The sequence below is a fragment of the Methylocaldum szegediense genome, from assembly GCF_949769195.1.
GTDB lineage: Bacteria > Pseudomonadota > Gammaproteobacteria > Methylococcales > Methylococcaceae > Methylocaldum > Methylocaldum szegediense.
This window is the reverse complement of sequence record NZ_OX458333.1, coordinates 3,810,722-3,827,386: the sequence shown is the minus strand read 5'-3', so window position 1 is coordinate 3,827,386 and position 16,665 is coordinate 3,810,722. Positions and strand designations below refer to the sequence as shown.

Below are 16,665 nucleotides of genomic sequence, written 5' to 3'. Positions count from 1 at the left end.
CAATGCTTAGTATGTGACGGACGCAACTTTCTTTGCCTCGATAGTTTTGCTCGCTACTCGATCGATGATTTCGGACGTGCTGCGCCCCGCTACCACCGGGATTAGCTCGACCCGTCCCCCCCAAGACTTGACCTCAGCCGCGCCGACCACTTGGCTTTCGGTGTAATCACTTCCCTTGACAAGAACGTCTGGGCGCACGGTTTTGATGAGATCGATCGGCGTGGCTTCGTCGAAAAGAACAACCGCATCGACCGACTCCAGGGCAGCGATGATTCTTGCTCTATCGCCTTCGTGTATAACCGGGCGGGATGGCCCTTTGAGGGCGGATATCGATCGGTCCGTATTGAGTCCGACGACAAGGCGGTTGCCAAGACGCTTGGCGGATTCCAGATAAGTCACATGCCCGGCATGCAGCAAATCGAAACAACCATTGGTAAAGACAATTCGTTCACCTCGAGCACGCCATGCCTCTATCCGTCGTAACAACAGTCTCATGTCACAGATTTTGTCTGCCTGTGAAACCGTATTTTCCCGTTCGGTTTCGTGCAGCAACTCCTCGCGATCTACTGGCACGGTACCCACCTTGGACACTACGGTCGCAGCAGCGGCGTTTGCCAATTGACAAGCTTCTACAGCGCTTAGTCCTGCTGTGATTCCTGAAGCCAGAGTGGCGATCACTGTATCGCCCGCTCCTGAGACATCGAAGACCTCTCGAGCGACGGCGGGCAAGTGCTTGGTAAATTCCTGAGCAATCAGACTAATGCCGTGCTCGCTGCGGGTTACGGCAATGAAATCCAGGCCGAGTCTACGCCGAAGTTCTTTTGCACCATCCAGAATTCTGTCAACATCATGAATCGGTACCCCGAGAACGTCGGCGGTCTCACGCAAATTCGGGGTGATGGCGTTGGCACCGAGATATTTGTTGTAATCCCGTCCTTTTGGGTCTACTAGGACGAAGATATTCCGTTTGCGCGCCGCGCCGATGATGGCTTGGCACATGCCGGGATCCAACGCGCCCTTAGCGTAGTCAGAAAGAATCACCGCCCTTATCGGCCCTTCGCTGAGCAAGTCCAGGACGGCATTCAGCAATTGCGTCCTTTCCCCCTCAACATATTGTCCCGGGATTTCTTTATCCAGACGCAGCATTTGCTGGTGGCCACCAATGACCCGGGTTTTGGTAACCGTCGGACGGGTATACGACCGCACTAAGCAACGACTATCGATGCTCGATTCGGTAAGCATCTGCATAAGCCGTTGGCCTTCCGCATCGTCACCGACATAACCAGCAATAAAGGTGTTGACGCCGAGTCCTGCAAGGTTTGCGGCTACGTTGGCGCTACCGCCAAAGCGGTCCGACTGGTGCCTGAGGTGCACGACAGGAACGGGGGCTTCCGGGGAAATGCGTTCGACTTCTCCCCAAAGGTAACGATCTAACATCAAGTCACCCACGACAAGAATGCGTGGACTAATTCCGTCGGGTGTCCGAAAAGCATTGCGGACGGCGTCAATTAGCGGTCGTTGCGAGGTCATGGTCTGCTTCGATTAATTCACACAGAATGTGGCCAATAAGGATGTGAGCCTCCTGGACGCGAGGCGTATCGTTGGCCGGCACGATTAGGGCGAGATCGCAAAGCTCCGCGACTTTTCCGCCGTTGCCGCCGAGCAAACCCACCGTCGTCAGACCCAGCTTTCGCCCCATCTGGATTCCAGCCGAGATGTTGGCGCTGTTGCCCGATGTCGAAATTCCGACCAGGATATCGCCGGGCCGACCTAAGGCCTCGACCTGACGGGCAAAGATGTATTCGAAGCTAAAATCGTTGCCGACCGAAGTCAGAACGGAGGAGTCGGTGGTTAGGGCAATGGATGCGAGTCCGCGCCGCTCGCGCCGAAAACGCCCGACGAGTTCTGAAGCCAAATGTTGGCTATCAGCGGCGCTGCCGCCATTGCCCATCCACATCACCTTTCCGCCCCGAGCAATACAGGTACCCATGAGATGGGCAAGCCGCTCGATATTCGGATAAAGCTCAGATAATTTTTCTACTATGGTTAAGTGATTCGAGACCGCCCGATCGAACACCGATTTAAAGTCAATTAGGTCCATTGTGCTCATAATAAAATCCCATCTGCTTAAAATCGAAAAGTAGCGCTAGCGAAGATACTGGAGTAAACATAATCCGCAAATAATCGATTGGATGAGCGTTCTTCGGCTCGATAAGACAAGCTAACTTCGGCGTTCTGGCGAGGCATATAGTGAACGGTTATTTGCCCGCCGAAAATCTCGTCGCGGCGTACCGATATTCCTTTAATCAAGCCTGGATCGCCGGCATAATCTTGCGTTTCGTAATAAATTTTTCCTGAAAGCGCAATTTTTTTGGTAACGCTCCAACTTGGAGACAGGCTAATTCCCTCATCGATAATATAAGTGGCGGTCAAATCCGGGGCCGAGAGCAAGTCTCGCCAGCCGGCAAGGTTGATACGCGTCTTTGCTGTCGGCTCCCAATCCACGCTTATTCGCCAAATTTCGCCACTGAAATTTCTGGAACTGAAGGTACGGTGGTCTCGAATGGTATATCCAATACGTCCGTCTAACCGCACCTTTTTAAATATCTGCCAGCTCAACGAAGCACCAACGCTTTGCTCCATATAATGGTTATCGATCTGAGTATCTTGGGAAAGCTCGGTGTTAGGAAAATCGGCTTCAGTAAGTCGATATTCAAGACCTGTTACATTCTTCGAAGTACTGATGTAATCCAAACCTATCGATACACCAATAGACTGGCTATCCCAAGAAGAACGTTCTTCTGCACCATGGGCTGCTTTAGCCCACTGTATCCCAGCATGTATTCGCCAGTTTGGATCCCAGCTAATTCGGCTGTTTAGATAGGCGATATTCTCAGTAACCATATCTTTTCCAAAGAAAACCGTATTGGTAAAAGCGCCAAGGTAACGCCTATATCTATAACCTATATCTCCGGATAAATATTTCCCTATTTGCCACTCCAGAGCAGCCTTGGCATTGGCCGACAGATTATTTAATTTATCATTCCTAATAAAGCGGTTGTCATCTACACGGAAATCCAATAAAAACCTCTGCCGACTCACCTTATAATTAATCAGACCTTCCACAGAGAAACGATTTATGACGTCAGTTTTGCTGGCTCCTGAGGGCAGTAATCTCGCAAGACTATCTTTGTTGTCTGATAATCGAAACAGATTGTCGTCATAGCCAATCGATTCCGAGAAATTGAGCCGCCATGTATCCGTAGTATCGGCTGCCGAGTAAACCTCAGCCTGCCAAGACAACAAGTAAGCCACCAGGCAAATTCTGTGATATCGAATATCCTTAAGGTAATTTGTAGGCAAAACTCTAAAAACCGGCCGCTGATAATATTTCCATTAAGTCAGAAGCTTAGAAGCGACGCCGAGTCGGCTCTCCGCTAAAAGCTGCGATTTCGAGCGGGTTCTGCCAGCGGCCACCACAGCGGCGAATGTATAAAAAAGCATTCCTGGATCGGCAAATGGCGCATTCACGAGTGCCGCCATTAAAAATATAAGCAGGGCATGACGAGCAGCGCGCACAACGGATACGTATTCATGGGATAAACGCGCGGTCGATGGATCAAAAAGCCGCCTCAGGAAAGCGATAAACAGAAACGCTCCAATAACCCCGACATTCGAGACCAGCGCTATCGGAAAGCTCGACGATCTTGCTCCCCCTAAACCGACGCCAAAGCCATAGGTATCGATAAAATTGATCCACCCTTGTTGCGTCCAATTGCTTCGCTCTCTTCCTGATTCACTTTCCAGCTTGTCAAACAAAGTTAGCTCGAAAAAATCCGATATGCGGGTTATGAACTCCGGTTTTATCAACAAAGCCACACAGGCCGCCACGGCAAGCAGCCACACCGTTAAGGCGGTTGGTCCAACTTTCAACGGAGAGTTATTCCAATAAGCCTGGAACATCGCTGCCGCAGTCGCGGCTATCGTGTAGCCAATCAAGCTTGCATAAGCAGTGGACGAGGTCGATATCAGTAACAGCAGCAAGGAAGCGAGCGCTACACTACCGCTATAGACGGGGCGCACCCCGTCACGGCAAAGGCTTGCGGAGAATGCGAACAATCCGAGCGTGAAACCCGCGAAGGAAGAAGCTTCCGGAAAAGTACCGTAAATGCGTACGAGACCGCCGATTTCGCCGCTAGTAAAAGTTGCGTAATTTGCGTTGCGGACAAAATTGAGAAAACTGGGGAATCCCAGATAACTTTCTGCAAGTTGGAGCAAGGCGGCCCCAATATTCAGGCTTGCGAGCAAGAGGATAGCGTCTCGCATATGCATCATTCGCCGCTCGGAATTCAATAGCGTACACACCGATACGAAGCAGACTAAACCTAGGATTGCATACGCCGATTGAGTCAGATGCGTCGAAAAAGGTCTGAGCGGCATTACCGCGATGGGAGAAAGTGCAAGTCGGTCCATGCCAAAAACCATGGTTTCTCCGGCAAAAATCCTTGGAAACGCGAACGCACTGAATACCCCCCACAGTACAAATAGTAATAACCAAAAGCCGGGCTCCGGATAGGCCAAGTATTTTGTAGATACGGATATTGTCTTGTCGGATATTGCTCGCCATGCCAGGAACGGCGTGAGCAAAACAGCGGGAAGAACCGGCGCATTGCCCAGCGCCGTGATTGAGATGGCTGCCGTCCCGCCGAACAAGAAGCACACCATCAGCGCACGCAGTATCCCGTCGCTCGATGAAAATATCCCCGCCAAAATTACCGGGATTGCCAATATCGAGACGTCCATAAGATTGCAGCCCGCCGTAACGTTATCATGTAAGGCCCAATGGCTTTGCGAGCCGTAAGAACTCCAGGGTTCGTACGACAATCAGCGGACCGAGCAAGCCAATCGTTACGATCGCGAGGAGAACCAGATACGGGTTGGTGAAGTTGAAAACGTTGGTCAGGACAATTCGCGTACCTGCGACGAAAAGGACATGTAGGATGAAAATCGCAAGCGACATTCGCCCTAGATACGCAAGTGCACCAGCAAACCATGCCGGCATAGTGCTCGATAAAGCGATCACCGCCGCGGAGGTCGCCAATGCAGCCGCCAACGCAGTAAAAGTCCAGGATTGACCCAAGATCTCAGCCGTGCGCGCCTTGTAGAAAGTCGCCGGGGCCATTTCGCCGATTATCGCGAAATAGGTCAGAGCGAGCAGCAGTGCGCTGATTATGGGAAGCAAGGCCAACTTTACCCACTTTGGCTGATCGATCAGGGCTTTGGTGATTCCCTGAGACCCAAGCAAAACACCCGTCCCGTAATAAGGCGCCATTGATGCTGCTTGCCGCCAGGGTGCATCAAGCGGAACGATCAAAACGACCGACTTCAGCATCAGCATGATGAGCAGAAACAACGTGGGTCCAACCCGTTGCAATAACAGCAGGCTTGCACAGTGCATTAGGAACAACGCGTACAAAAACCAAAACTGCGAAACGGTTCGATACGGTAGAGAAAGGACCGTCGGCCAAAAGGCATCGGCGGGTGCATTGACCAGATTTCCGGCGAGATAAATCGCTGTGAACTGGATCGTCGACCACAGAAAGTACGGGTAGACAATGTTGACCAAGAGGCTCCGGCGGAAGCGTCCGGCGTTCGTTTCGATCCGCGTTTGCACCAGCACCCCGGACAAAATAAAGAAAAGGGGCATATGGAACAGGTAGATCAGCAGCAAAACATCCCGGAAGCCACTTCCTGGCTGATCGAGACCCGCATCGATTAGTCCCCCGAGACCATGTCCGAAAACCACGAGCACGATACCGAAGCCTTTGGCAACATCCAGCCATTCCAGCCTCGGTGATGCAGTGGCAAAAGGCGAAACTGCGGAACGGCTACCAAGCCTCCGTGCGGCAACCACACCATTTGTGAAGTGCGTCGTTGGCGACTGAATTGAATAGACGCGTCCCTGTGGTTTAGCGTTCATCGAAAAACCGTTCTGTCGACCGCGAATTCATCCGGTGAAATGTCCAACGCCGTGTAACCGATACGACGTGTCCACAAAGAATCCTTGTCAAACGGCGCACCCGCTCCCGCACCGACTTCCAGAACTTTGCACTCGGTGTAGCCTCTATGGTTCCGCCACGTACTGCTTGTCGGTTCAAAAAGCTTATTTGCCATGTGTCCTTACCGGCAGAACATCGAGCTTAGATATCGTTAAATGCCGCGCCCACCCACTCGGTCCCGGCTTCCGTCAACCGTTTTTTCACGGCTTCCAAGTCCTTTATGCGCGACCGATGTTTGCGAACGATCAAGAGTGCTGCCAGCGTTTCCATCGCGATGAGCTGGCTATCTGCATAAAGGGAGCCCGCGGGAGTGTCCAACAACACCACATCGTAAGCCTGCCCCATTCGGCGCAGCAGCGTCTTGAAGGAAGATCGGACCAGTAACTCCTGGGGATTGGGGGGAGTCGGGCCTGCAGGCAATACATCGAGATCCGCCAATTCGGCTATCTGGATAATGACCTCGGTGCTACAGCGCCCGGCGAGTAGATCCGAAAGCCCTTGCCTATGAGCAAGGCCGAATATTTGGTGTTGGCGAGGATTGCGGAGGTTGGCATCGATTAGCAGCGTCCGTTCCCCCATCTGGGAAAACACCACGGCGAGGTTCGCGGCGATGAAGCTACAACCGTCGCCCCTGTTCAGACCCACCACTGCTAGAGTGTTTCGCTTGTCGCCAAACCACCTTAGCTTAAGTTGGCTGCGCAACTGCCGCAGAGCCTCCACTCGACTGCCGAATGGAGCGTAGGCGGCGATGAGTTCATCGCTAAGCTCATGCTCTCCGGGCTGCAGACAGGGATAGTCGAACTGTCGGGCGAGCATTCGCAGTACGTCGGTTTCCTGTACGAGCCCTAACCGTATGCCCGCTTCGCCAAAGCGCAGTCCTTTTTCTCTCTGATAGCGAACAATGACTTCGACGTCCTCAACTCTCAACTTACCCGCCTCTACCAGAAGCTTTCCCAAGGTCTTATCAGTAAGCCGAGGGAACTCAGACAGATTGCTGACGATATGCGCTTCGGTTTTCGCGTTAATCATTGGAATAAACCTGCTGTAGGTAATTCGGCCTTATTGATCAACCATGCCCAACGATTTGGCCGGTGCCCCGAAATCGATGCCAAGAGCGGAATACCCAAAGCCGGGTCGACATCGTCTTCGGAGCGGACCCGTCTATCCAGAACTTCTCTCAGCAATCCAACACCAACACCCAGCAACACCCCCAAAACCATGGCAATGACGGTATTCAGAAAAATACGCGGCTTTGAGGGATAAAGCGGAGGGATTGCGGGGTTGAGCAAGGCAATTTCCGTTTGATTGCGCTGGCTCTCGAGTCGAATCTGTTCTGTCCGCTGCTTTGCGGTATCGTAGGTTCGCTCTGCGTTCTCGACTTCCCGGGTCAGTAGCATGACTCGGTCCCGTTGCTCCTTGAGTTTCAGTACCCGCGCTTTCTGCTCGGCAAGGGCTTTTTCGATTTCGGCTTCGTGCCGCTGCGCGTGAATAGCGGCATTAGCGATGGCACTCTTGACTGCCTGAATTTCCTCAGCAACTTTTCGCTTCAGCTTGTCCACTTCAGCCTGCAAGCTTTGGTATTTCGGGTGATTTCGACTGAGTTGTTCAGCCGCTTCCGCCAATTTCGCTTCCGAACGGGCCAGTTCGCTCTTGAGGCTTTGCACCATGCTGTTTGTCTGGACGTCGGGCAGTTCGTCCAGGCGCCCCTGGGCAAATGCTTCGGCAGCCTGTTTCTGACGAGTCAGGCTGTCGTACGTCTGTGCCTGTGCAACGACCAACTGACTCGACAATTCGGCAAGTCGTGCGTTTTCTACGTCCAGACGCTCATCCGACGCCACGATGCCGGTCTGTTGCAGATATTCCGACAGCCGTGTCCGCGCCTCCTCCACGTTGCGCTGCAGGTTCCTTAACTGATCCTCGAACCACGCCGCTTGTGTACGAGCGGGTTCGACCTTCAACTCCAGGCTGGTCTGAATGTAGGATTGGGCGAAGGCATTGGCCATCGCCGCGGCATGGTCCGGGTCAGGCGCTGAATAGGCGATGTTAATGACACTGCTGTCTCTGGAGGGCTTGACACTCAGATTCTTGACTACGGCATCCGCAAGCCAGTGCCGTATGCTGCCCCGTCCTCTGGTAGCTTCATGGAATGCTTTGATGGTATCCGGCGACTCGGTGAGTTTCAGAGCATCGACCACTTTCAGAGCGACGTTGCGGCTGGTAATGATGTCCACTTGCGTGTTCATGTAGCCGCTCACCATTTGCCCCGGCAACATCATGCCAGTAATGGGATCTATCCCGCCCTTGAAGTCGACTAACACAGACGCGCTTGCGGTATAGGTTTTCGGCATCAATAAGCTGATGCCAACGGTCACGCTTACCGTAAGCAAAAAGGTCAAGAGAACCGCTCGCCAGCGTGCCAGCAAAATTAGGATCAATTGGAGCAAACTCATACGCCGCTTTTGGTTTCAGAACCAGCTCTCGCGAACGTAGATGACGTCGTCCGGTCTTACCATGTCCCCCAACTCGACCGTTTCGGTCTGGATCTCGCCTTGGCTATTACGGCGCTTCACTTTGACCCAACGGTCAGTACCCCGCGGCGTCAAGCCACCGCTTATGGAAATGGCTTGAGCGACGTTCATATTGCGTTGCAGCGGAAACATGCCGGGGCGCTGGACTTCTCCATAGACGTAGAACACCTCTGCTCTCGGCACATAAATGATGTCCCCGGCCTTCACCTCCATGTCCTTCGAAACATCGCCTTCGAACAAACCATACAAATCGATTTCGATACGGTTGCGTTTGGCTCCGTTGGCTGAGGATCGCACCAGAACGGCTTTGTCGCCGCCCTCAGGGGCGACTCCGCCGGCCATGGCTAGCAGCTCCGAAAGTGTTGTACTGGCCTTCTCCAGGGGATACTTGCCCGGCTTGTTCACCAGGCCGATGATCGTGACCTGCTGACTCGCGAACTGGGTGACCATCAAGGTCACGTGTGGTTGCCGGATGAAGTCCTGATCAGATAATTCGCGAGCGATCAACTTCTCTGCCTCGGCTGGATTCATGCCAGCGATTGCGACGGATCCTATTAGCGGGAAGGTAATGCGGCCAGACTCACTGATTCGTGCCTCTGTCGTAAGGTCGGGGTAATCGAAAACGCTGATCTTGACGGTATCCCCAGGTCCAAGAACGTAATCGTCGGCAGCGTGCACACCGGCTGGTAAGGACCAGCCCAATAACACGCCAATCGCAAACGAACGAACTGCTATTTCAAATGCGGCTGTGAAAGCAATTCGAAACACTGGAACCATTTTTCCAATCCCTGACGAGTTGTTGAAAACCGCTTATTGCCGATTCGGGACGACGTTCCCAAAGACTCTTGAACGCGCGTTAATAGGCGTTCTTGTTGACGAAGCCCCAGACAAACGTCCGTAGGATAATTTCCAGGTCGAACCACACCGACCAGTTCTGGATGTAATAAAGATCGTGCTCGATGCGCTTGACGAGATCGGTGTCGCCTCGCCAGCCGTTCACCTGGGCCCAACCGGTGATGCCGGCCTTCACCATGTGCTTCTTCATGTAGTTCGGCACCTGATCCTTGAACACTTCCACAAAATCCGGACGTTCAGGGCGAGGACCCACCAGCGACATTTCGCCTTTGAGCACGTTGATGAGCTGCGGCAACTCGTCCAGGCTGGTCCTGCGCAGGAAGGCTCCGAACGGCGTGGCCCGTTTCTCCCCGGGCTTGGCCCAGACCGGACCGGTCTTCGCCTCCGCATCCACCGGCATGGACCGGAACTTCAGCATGATGAACTTGCGATTGTTCCAGCCCACCCGCTCCTGCCGGTAGAACACCGGGCCGGGCGAGCTCAGTTTCACCCCAATGGCGATCAGCAGCATCAGCGGGCTTGCCAGGATCAAAAGGATCAGCGCGAGCAAACGGTCTTCGATTTCCTTGATGTAGCGATTGATGCCGTGCAGAGGCGAGACTGAAATATCGAGGGTCGGTATGCCGGCGACTTCGTTCAGATTGAGGAACTTGCTCATCTTGAAGGCGAAGCAGTCGATCACCAGCCGAATGCTGACCGGCAGATGGCGCAACTCGTGAAGAACCTGCTCCGCGCGCTGCTCGCCTTTGAACGGAAACGCCACCCAGACTTCGTCGATGGCCTCCTGGGATATGATGGTTGGCAGATCTTTCAGCGCACCTAACCGAGGCAAGGCGAATTCGCCGACAGAAAAACGCGGTGCCGAACGGTCATCCGCGTATCCAATCACTTTCAACCGTGTCCAAGGTGAATTGTTCAGATGCCGGCTCGCGGCAATGGCCATCTCATTCAGTCCGACCAGGATAATGCGGCCCGGAGAATTGTCATGAATCCGTAGCCAGTGCAAAACCAGTGAGAGCGACAGGCGGGCGACCAAGACGAACAGGAATCCGGCCACACCCCAAATTGCCGTCCAGTAGTAGTCGGACTCAAACCAGTTCTCTTGTCTAATTAGGGTGACAAGTAATGCCACCAATATAAGTGTGCGTAACCAAGCCGTCAGAATCCGCGTGACCTCGCTGGCCATCGCATGATGCCGCCAGGGTCGGTAAATGTGTCCGATCTCGAAAAATATGATGGCCGCCAAGATCCCGATGGCCATGACGGCACGATGATACTGATCGACATTCCAGGATCCGATCACGAGGTAGTAGGCGATCCAGCCTCCGACAAGAAGCATGGCAGCATCGAGATACCTCAGCAGCACAATCGCCGTGTGCGTATACTGCTTGAAAAGACCTCTAAAGACATGACCCACACTGAGTGGCATATTCGACCTCCCTCCGAATATGTATCGATTCCATGCTGCTCACCCAGAACATTCGGCTAAGCGCCAATAGACATTTATCAATCTTTGTGCCAGATAGGCATCTGTTTGTTAATCAAGGGGTTTATGAAACGCTGCCAAGTTTGTTTTCGTAAGCTCCTTGAAACACTTGATTCGGTCTCCCGCCCTCGTAACCCACTTGCCGACGCGCACCGGACTGACTTAGAGCGAGTAACTTATTGATATGGAAACCGTTTCATCGGGTTCGGGAGTGACTCTCTATTCGATCTGCTGCTTGTAAAATTTTTTGACAGTCCTTTTCCAATGATTCCATTTTTCAATCAATGGCATTAGTTATTCACAGCCAGTTGGTGATGGAATACGCGCGTTCTGGAACGTTTTCATTACCCCACATGGACTTGCTGCAATCGGCCTTCCGACGCACTGAAACTGTCAGATACCCGGTACCCGGTTGTAAAAAGATATCTCGCACGTCCCATCCCACAGATCCTCAACCAGGTTCCACTCGGACATGTTAAGGGGGCAAGAACGCGACCTGGAGATCAGGCAGAAAATTAGAAACAGCTCGCTCTTTTGCCACCCGGTCCCATCCACCAAGATCACGATCCGTTCGTTCGAATAGTGCAAAGCGTGAGGTCGATTGATAGTCGTGGACGCCAGAGATTAAGTCGCCCGCCGATTTCGATAGAACTGTTGGGCTTGTGGCGAAAAAAATGGTCAAACGTTGTGTACGAGGGCAGGCTCAGGTTGCGATCTTCTCAATGAGATGGCTAGGGCTATCTCCGGACACACAAGCCAGGCTTCTTTGCCTTCCTTACGCAGAGTACTACGTCCACAGGGCGAGTCGCCCCACCGCTTCGCAAGCACTCGGGCTTAGCAAGGACGGCTAGTGCGGGCGGATCCCTCAGGCGAAGACCTAGCGGCCTGTGGCCTCCGGCGCCGGTCCATCCAGTTTCAAGAAGAATGAAAAACGGTTGCCGGAAAACTTAAGAAAACGTTCAGCTAACTCTCGTCGTCATCGAGGCCGGCGAGCAGGTACACTCCGCCGGAAGCGCGTATACCGGAATGACGCGTAGAGGTAAATCGGGCAGCCGCATCTACATTGATGTCACTGAACTTTTGTCAAAGCGTATGGACCAAAATTTTAGTGACCGGTAATACATGTGGGACATGGAATGTTTTAGGTTTTTAGCAGGGAAGAGTCAGTTCTCGTCAGCTTTCGGTTAATCCGTCTCCCGATAAACGAGCGCATGGAACGCGACTCCTCCCTGTTGCCTAGCGATTTAAGAGGCCCGTAACTTCCGCCCAGTCTCTCGGGCCGTCCTCGGCGAGCACGGCCGATCCCTCTACCGGCACACCAAACGGCGCATGGGACAACCCCCGAAAAGCCCGGCGATTCCGAAGTCGGCATGCTATTTGTTTGAGAACGTCAGGGATGCACTCTTGAAGCGGAGATCATGGATATGATAGATCGTGGAAGGAAACACATCGTCGTAACCGGCGGAGCCGGCTTTCTCGGAACGAACCTTTGCCGCCACCTGCTGATGCAGGGACACGTGGTCACCTGCGTCGACAATTTCCGAACCGGCGGCATGGACATCCTTCGCAAACTAGCAGAATTGGGAACCTTGAACATCGTTCGCCAGGACATTACTGAGCCGGTGGCTATCGAAAACGTCGACGAAATCTACAATCTCGCCTGCTCCGCTTCGCCTGTTCACTATCAGGCCGATCCAGTGCATACCCTGAAAACCTGCGTGCACGGCTCACTCAATCTGCTGGAAATGGCGCGCTATTCCAACGCTAGAATTTTCCAGGCGTCGACCAGCGAGGTGTACGGCGATCCCGAAGCCCATCCCCAGCGCGAGAGCTATCGGGGATCGGTCAATCCCGTGGGGCCCCGTGCCTGTTACGACGAGGGCAAACGCTGCGCGGAAACCCTGTTTCTCAACTATCACCGCCAGCACAAAGTACCCGTCAAAGTCGGCCGGATCTTCAATACCTACGGACCTTACATGCGGCCCAACGACGGCCGCGTGGTTCCGAACCTGATCGGTCAGGCGCTCCGGAACCGTCCGCTGACCATCTACGGCGACGGCAATCAGACACGTTCGTTCTGCTATGTCGACGACCTGATCGAGGCGATGCAGCGCTTCATGGCAACGCCTGAAGACGTTACGGGCCCACTCAATCTCGGCAACCCGGTCGAAATCAGCATGCTCGAGCTGGCCGACACGATCATCGACCTGACCGGATCCCGTTCAAGAATCACGTTCCGACCGCTGCCGGTGGACGACCCAATCCGGCGCTGTCCGGACATCAGCCATGCACGAGAAAAACTCGGCTGGTCCCCGTCCACCCCTCTGGTCGAGGGCTTGAAACGCACCATCGACTATTTCGAGCGCACGCTGATGGCGAAGGGACACACCCACTCGAAAGCCATGACCGGCAGTTGATTCCAGTATGCGACTGGCAGAGGCTGCACGCGTAAATCGTAGGCCGGAATACGCGCGGTGTTTCCGGCAAAACGTAGATCAGGCGGGGCTTCGTCCCTTCGGCTCGGTTCAGGCCCTTCGACTCGGCTCAGGACAGGCATCATTCGCGGATACCATATTCGAGGCCGCGACCGGTGCGGCTCGTGCCGGACTATCCTTGTCCGGCACCCTACGGGCTTCGTGCAAACCGGCTCTCCTGCCGGTTTGTCGTTCCTCGCCGCACCCTACGGAATATTGGTTGTAGGATGTGGTGAGCGAAGCGAACCGCCCTTCAGCCAGGCTTAGGACAGGCATCGATCGAGGACAAAAAATTGGTGCGGTTCCTGCCGCACCCTACATAGCGTTCACGGCTTTTGCCGACGATGAATTTCGACGACACCGCAACATAACGGAAACGACGGATAGACAGGAGTGACCATGGACAGGATCTTGATCACCGGAGGAGCAGGGTTCATCGGCTCACACCTCGCCGATGGATTGATCAACCAAGGATACCGAGTCAGGGTGCTCGACGCGCTCAGCGAACAGGTCCACGGCGATATTCGGCGGCCGCCGGATTACCTGAATCCCGCTGTCGAATTTGTGCATGGCGACGTGTGCGATGCCAGCTCGGTCCGCGACGCGCTGCTCAACGTGGACGCGGTCTTCCACTTCGCCGCCGCGGTTGGCGTCGGCCAAAGCATGTACCAGATCGAGCGCTACACTGACATCAACAATCGCGGCACGGCCGTCCTGCTGCAATGCCTGATCGAACAACCGGTGAAAAAGCTGGTCGTGGCATCCAGCATGAGCGTTTACGGCGAAGGACTCTATCGCACCGCTGACGGCCGACCCTGTGCGCCACCGGAGCGACCGCTGACGCAGCTCCAGCAAGGGAGCTGGGAACTGCTCGACGAAAACGGCGATCCGCTCCACCCCTTGCCCACGCCGGAATCCAAGGTTACCTCGCCGGCATCGGTCTATGCGCTGTCGAAATACGACCAGGAACGTCTGTGCCTGCTGGTCGGCCAAGCCTACAACATTCCCACGGTCGCTCTGCGTTTCTTCAACGTCTACGGCACCCGGCAGGCATTGTCCAATCCCTACACCGGCGTGCTAGCCATCTTCGCGTCCCGTTTTCTCAACGGCAACAGCCCGCTCATCTTCGAGGACGGCGAACAGAAGCGCGATTTCGTCAACGTCCAAGACGTAGTTCAAGCCTGCGTGCTCGCATTGGAGCGCGACGAAGCCGCCGGTCGGGTATTCAACGTCGGCAGCGGCCGCAGCCATACGGTGCGCGAGATTGCCGAGCGCATGGGCCGCTTGCTCGGCCGGGAAGAGATCCGGCCGGTGATTACCCGGCAGTACCGAGTGGGCGATATCCGCCATTGCTTTGCCGATATCGGCGAGGCCCGAAGCGTCCTCGGCTATCAGCCCCGCGTTGATCTCGAAGAAGGTATGGGCGAACTCACGGAATGGCTTAAGACGCAGGCGACGTTAGACCGCTTCGAAGCGGCAAACGAAGAACTTTCGCAGCGAGGGCTTCGGCTATGAAGACCAAGCGCCAGGCATCGACCATTTCCGAACCGAGCTTTGCGGCCGGCGACTCGAGGCCGGTGTTGATCACCGGCGGAGCGGGATTCGTCGGCACCAATCTCGCCCACAATCTGCTGGAGGACGGCATCCCGGTGCTGATCTTCGACAATCTGGGACGGCCGGGCGTCGAGCACAATCTCGACTGGCTCAAATCTGTCCACGGAGATCGGGTCCAGATCGCCATCGCCGACATACGCGATGCCCAGGCGATACGGAGCGCCGTGCATCGAGCCCGGCAGGTGTTTCATTTCGCCGCCCAGGTAGCGGTCACCACCAGCGTCGAAGATCCCGCTACCGATTTCGAAGTGAACCTCCGCGGCACGCTCAACCTACTTGAAGCCATGCGCTCCGCCCGAAACCCGCCGCCCATGCTCTACACCTCCACCAACAAGGTGTATGGCAATCTCGAGGATCTCACCGTCTGCCGCGAGGGCGATCGCTACGTGCCGCGCGACGAGGACACCGCGCGATACGGCGTCGGCGAAAACCGGCCCCTGGATTTTCATAGCCCGTACGGATGTTCGAAAGGCGGAGCCGATCAATACGTACTCGATTACGCGCGCAGCTACGGGCTGCCCACCACCGTATTCCGCATGAGCTGCATCTACGGGCCGCACCAGTACGGTACCGAGGACCAAGGTTGGGTGGCTCACTTTCTAACTCGGGCCTTGCAGGATCAGCCGATCACGATTTACGGAGACGGCCTCCAGGTCCGCGATGTTCTGTTCGTCGACGACCTGGTGAAAGCCCTGCGGCTCGCGGGAGACAACATCGAGCGCTTGCGTGGACAGGCCTTCAATATCGGTGGCGGACCGGCCAGAGCGATCAGTCTGATCGAACTGGTAAAGTTGATCGAGGAATTGCACGGCCGCCGTCCGGAGCTGAAATTCGCCCCGTGGCGTACCGGCGATCAGAAATACTATGTTTCCGACACGCGCAAGCTAAATCGAGCGATAGGCTGGCAACCCGAGATCACCGTTCCCGATGGGATAGCGGCAACATACGAATGGTTACTAATGTACTTCGAGGGAGAGACGCGGTACAACCGCCAAAGGGCAGTTGAGGTGCGGTCGGAGAAACGTTGATTAACGAAAGTCGAGAATCCGTTCGCCCTTCATTCACCCGCTCTACAAACGGCCGAACCAATCCGGGAAGGAGGTTAACCCGACTCGACGGCAAGCCGCGTAAGCCGAATTTGATCGTGTACCGGCCTTGTGACCGCGACCAGAAAAACGGTAAATCCCGGCTCGGACCTTAAGGATTGAATAAGCAGCGGGGACGGAGGATCTTCATCCGCCCTTTCGCCAAAACAGAGAGTGTCGCCGGCTTTTATGACACATTGACAGGACTTACACCGAAGTGCTTTCGGTTCCCTCTCCCTCAGGGAGAGAGTTAGGGTGAGGGGGATGAAATAAAGGAGCTTCCTTTTCGACCCCCTCATCCCGACCTTGTCCCGGAGGGAGAAGAGGCGAAATGCGGAAGCGCTGATTATTAATCAGGCCCGTAAATACCCTCCTGGTGTTCACGGGCTACCGCCCAGGCCGGCACACGCCCGGCCTGGGCTCACGCGGCCTGTTGCCGCGCCGGGGCATCCCTGCCCCGGATTAACCCGGCCGATATTTAAAGGCCGGCTTAATAAGAAAAACCTTCGGGAAGACGGTTTTTCGAAATCGCCGGCAGGAGCGGAAGCAAAGCGGGTCGGCATG

General features: G+C 54.8%; 12 protein-coding genes. 3 read left to right on the top strand and 9 right to left on the bottom strand.

Features of this window, described 5'->3' with window-relative positions; genetic code table 11:
* Positions 1-6 precede the first annotated feature (6 nt).
* The 9 genes from rfaE1 to QEN43_RS16550 form a co-directional block, all read right to left on the bottom strand.
* On the bottom strand, positions 7-1,530 hold the full coding sequence (gene rfaE1, locus QEN43_RS16590) for a D-glycero-beta-D-manno-heptose-7-phosphate kinase (protein WP_317963415.1): 1,524 nt from the start codon (positions 1,528-1,530) through the stop codon (positions 7-9).
* Positions 1,505-2,110, bottom strand: a complete 606-nt coding sequence (locus tag QEN43_RS16585) for a D-sedoheptulose-7-phosphate isomerase (RefSeq protein WP_202901086.1) — start codon at positions 2,108-2,110, stop codon at positions 1,505-1,507. Before QEN43_RS16585 ends, rfaE1 begins: the two co-directional genes overlap by 26 nt.
* 17 nt (positions 2,111-2,127) lie before the next feature.
* Entirely contained in the window at positions 2,128-3,315 is a 1,188-nt protein-coding gene (epsL, locus tag QEN43_RS16580; RefSeq protein ID WP_317963414.1) for an XrtB/PEP-CTERM-associated polysaccharide biosynthesis outer membrane protein EpsL, read from the bottom strand.
* A gap of 81 nt (positions 3,316-3,396) precedes the next feature.
* Positions 3,397-4,803, bottom strand: coding sequence for a hypothetical protein (locus QEN43_RS16575; RefSeq protein WP_026609442.1), 1,407 nt, complete (start codon positions 4,801-4,803; stop codon positions 3,397-3,399).
* Positions 4,804-4,828: 25 nt separating this feature from the next.
* A complete protein-coding gene (locus QEN43_RS16570; protein WP_026609441.1) occupies positions 4,829-5,980 on the bottom strand; it encodes an acyltransferase family protein in 1,152 nt (383 codons plus the stop codon).
* 220 nt (positions 5,981-6,200) lie between these two features.
* The gene (gene epsG / locus QEN43_RS16565) at positions 6,201-7,088 is read right to left on the bottom strand and encodes a chain length determinant protein tyrosine kinase EpsG (protein ID WP_051331471.1); all 888 of its coding nucleotides are present in this window, start codon (positions 7,086-7,088) and stop codon (positions 6,201-6,203) included.
* On the bottom strand, positions 7,085-8,509 hold the full coding sequence (gene epsF / locus QEN43_RS16560; protein WP_026609438.1) for a chain length determinant protein EpsF: 1,425 nt from the start codon (positions 8,507-8,509) through the stop codon (positions 7,085-7,087). The genes epsG and epsF overlap by 4 nt, the downstream gene beginning before the upstream one ends.
* A 15-nt stretch (positions 8,510-8,524) precedes the next feature.
* Positions 8,525-9,364, bottom strand: a complete 840-nt coding sequence (gene epsE / locus QEN43_RS16555) for a polysaccharide export protein EpsE (RefSeq protein WP_026609437.1) — start codon at positions 9,362-9,364, stop codon at positions 8,525-8,527.
* A gap of 79 nt (positions 9,365-9,443) precedes the next feature.
* Entirely contained in the window at positions 9,444-10,871 is a 1,428-nt protein-coding gene (locus QEN43_RS16550) for an undecaprenyl-phosphate glucose phosphotransferase (protein WP_026609436.1), read from the bottom strand.
* A gap of 1,481 nt (positions 10,872-12,352) precedes the next feature.
* Between QEN43_RS16550 and QEN43_RS16545 the strand changes: the two genes are divergently transcribed.
* The 3 genes from QEN43_RS16545 to QEN43_RS16535 all read left to right on the top strand — a co-directional run bounded on the left by QEN43_RS16545 (position 12,353) and on the right by QEN43_RS16535 (position 16,044).
* Positions 12,353-13,345 carry a UDP-glucuronic acid decarboxylase family protein gene (locus QEN43_RS16545; protein WP_026609435.1) on the top strand — a complete coding sequence of 331 codons (993 nt, stop codon included), beginning with the start codon at positions 12,353-12,355 and terminating at the stop codon, positions 13,343-13,345.
* A gap of 456 nt (positions 13,346-13,801) precedes the next feature.
* Complete coding sequence (locus QEN43_RS16540) at positions 13,802-14,917, top strand: NAD-dependent epimerase/dehydratase family protein (protein WP_317963413.1); 1,116 nt, start codon at positions 13,802-13,804, stop codon at positions 14,915-14,917.
* Positions 14,914-16,044, top strand: a complete 1,131-nt coding sequence (locus QEN43_RS16535) for a GDP-mannose 4,6-dehydratase (RefSeq protein ID WP_084161689.1) — start codon at positions 14,914-14,916, stop codon at positions 16,042-16,044. The genes QEN43_RS16540 and QEN43_RS16535 overlap by 4 nt, the downstream gene beginning before the upstream one ends.
* Positions 16,045-16,665 lie beyond the last annotated feature (621 nt).

Bases quoted from the DNA above. Each gene is read 5' to 3' on its own strand.
- rfaE1 (WP_317963415.1), bottom strand. From the start codon at position 1,530: ATGACCTCGCAACGACCGCTAATTGACGCCGTCCGCAATGCTTTTCGG.
- QEN43_RS16570 (WP_026609441.1), bottom strand. From the start codon at position 5,980: ATGAACGCTAAACCACAGGGACGCGTCTATTCAATTCAGTCGCCAACG.
- epsF (WP_026609438.1), bottom strand. From the start codon at position 8,509: ATGAGTTTGCTCCAATTGATCCTAATTTTGCTGGCACGCTGGCGAGCG.
- QEN43_RS16575 (WP_026609442.1), bottom strand. From the start codon at position 4,803: ATGGACGTCTCGATATTGGCAATCCCGGTAATTTTGGCGGGGATATTT.
- QEN43_RS16550 (WP_026609436.1), bottom strand. From the start codon at position 10,871: ATGCCACTCAGTGTGGGTCATGTCTTTAGAGGTCTTTTCAAGCAGTAT.
- epsG (WP_051331471.1), bottom strand. From the start codon at position 7,088: ATGATTAACGCGAAAACCGAAGCGCATATCGTCAGCAATCTGTCTGAG.
- QEN43_RS16540 (WP_317963413.1), top strand. From the start codon at position 13,802: ATGGACAGGATCTTGATCACCGGAGGAGCAGGGTTCATCGGCTCACAC.
- QEN43_RS16545 (WP_026609435.1), top strand. From the start codon at position 12,353: ATGATAGATCGTGGAAGGAAACACATCGTCGTAACCGGCGGAGCCGGC.
- epsE (WP_026609437.1), bottom strand. From the start codon at position 9,364: ATGGTTCCAGTGTTTCGAATTGCTTTCACAGCCGCATTTGAAATAGCA.
- QEN43_RS16585 (WP_202901086.1), bottom strand. From the start codon at position 2,110: ATGAGCACAATGGACCTAATTGACTTTAAATCGGTGTTCGATCGGGCG.
- QEN43_RS16535 (WP_084161689.1), top strand. From the start codon at position 14,914: ATGAAGACCAAGCGCCAGGCATCGACCATTTCCGAACCGAGCTTTGCG.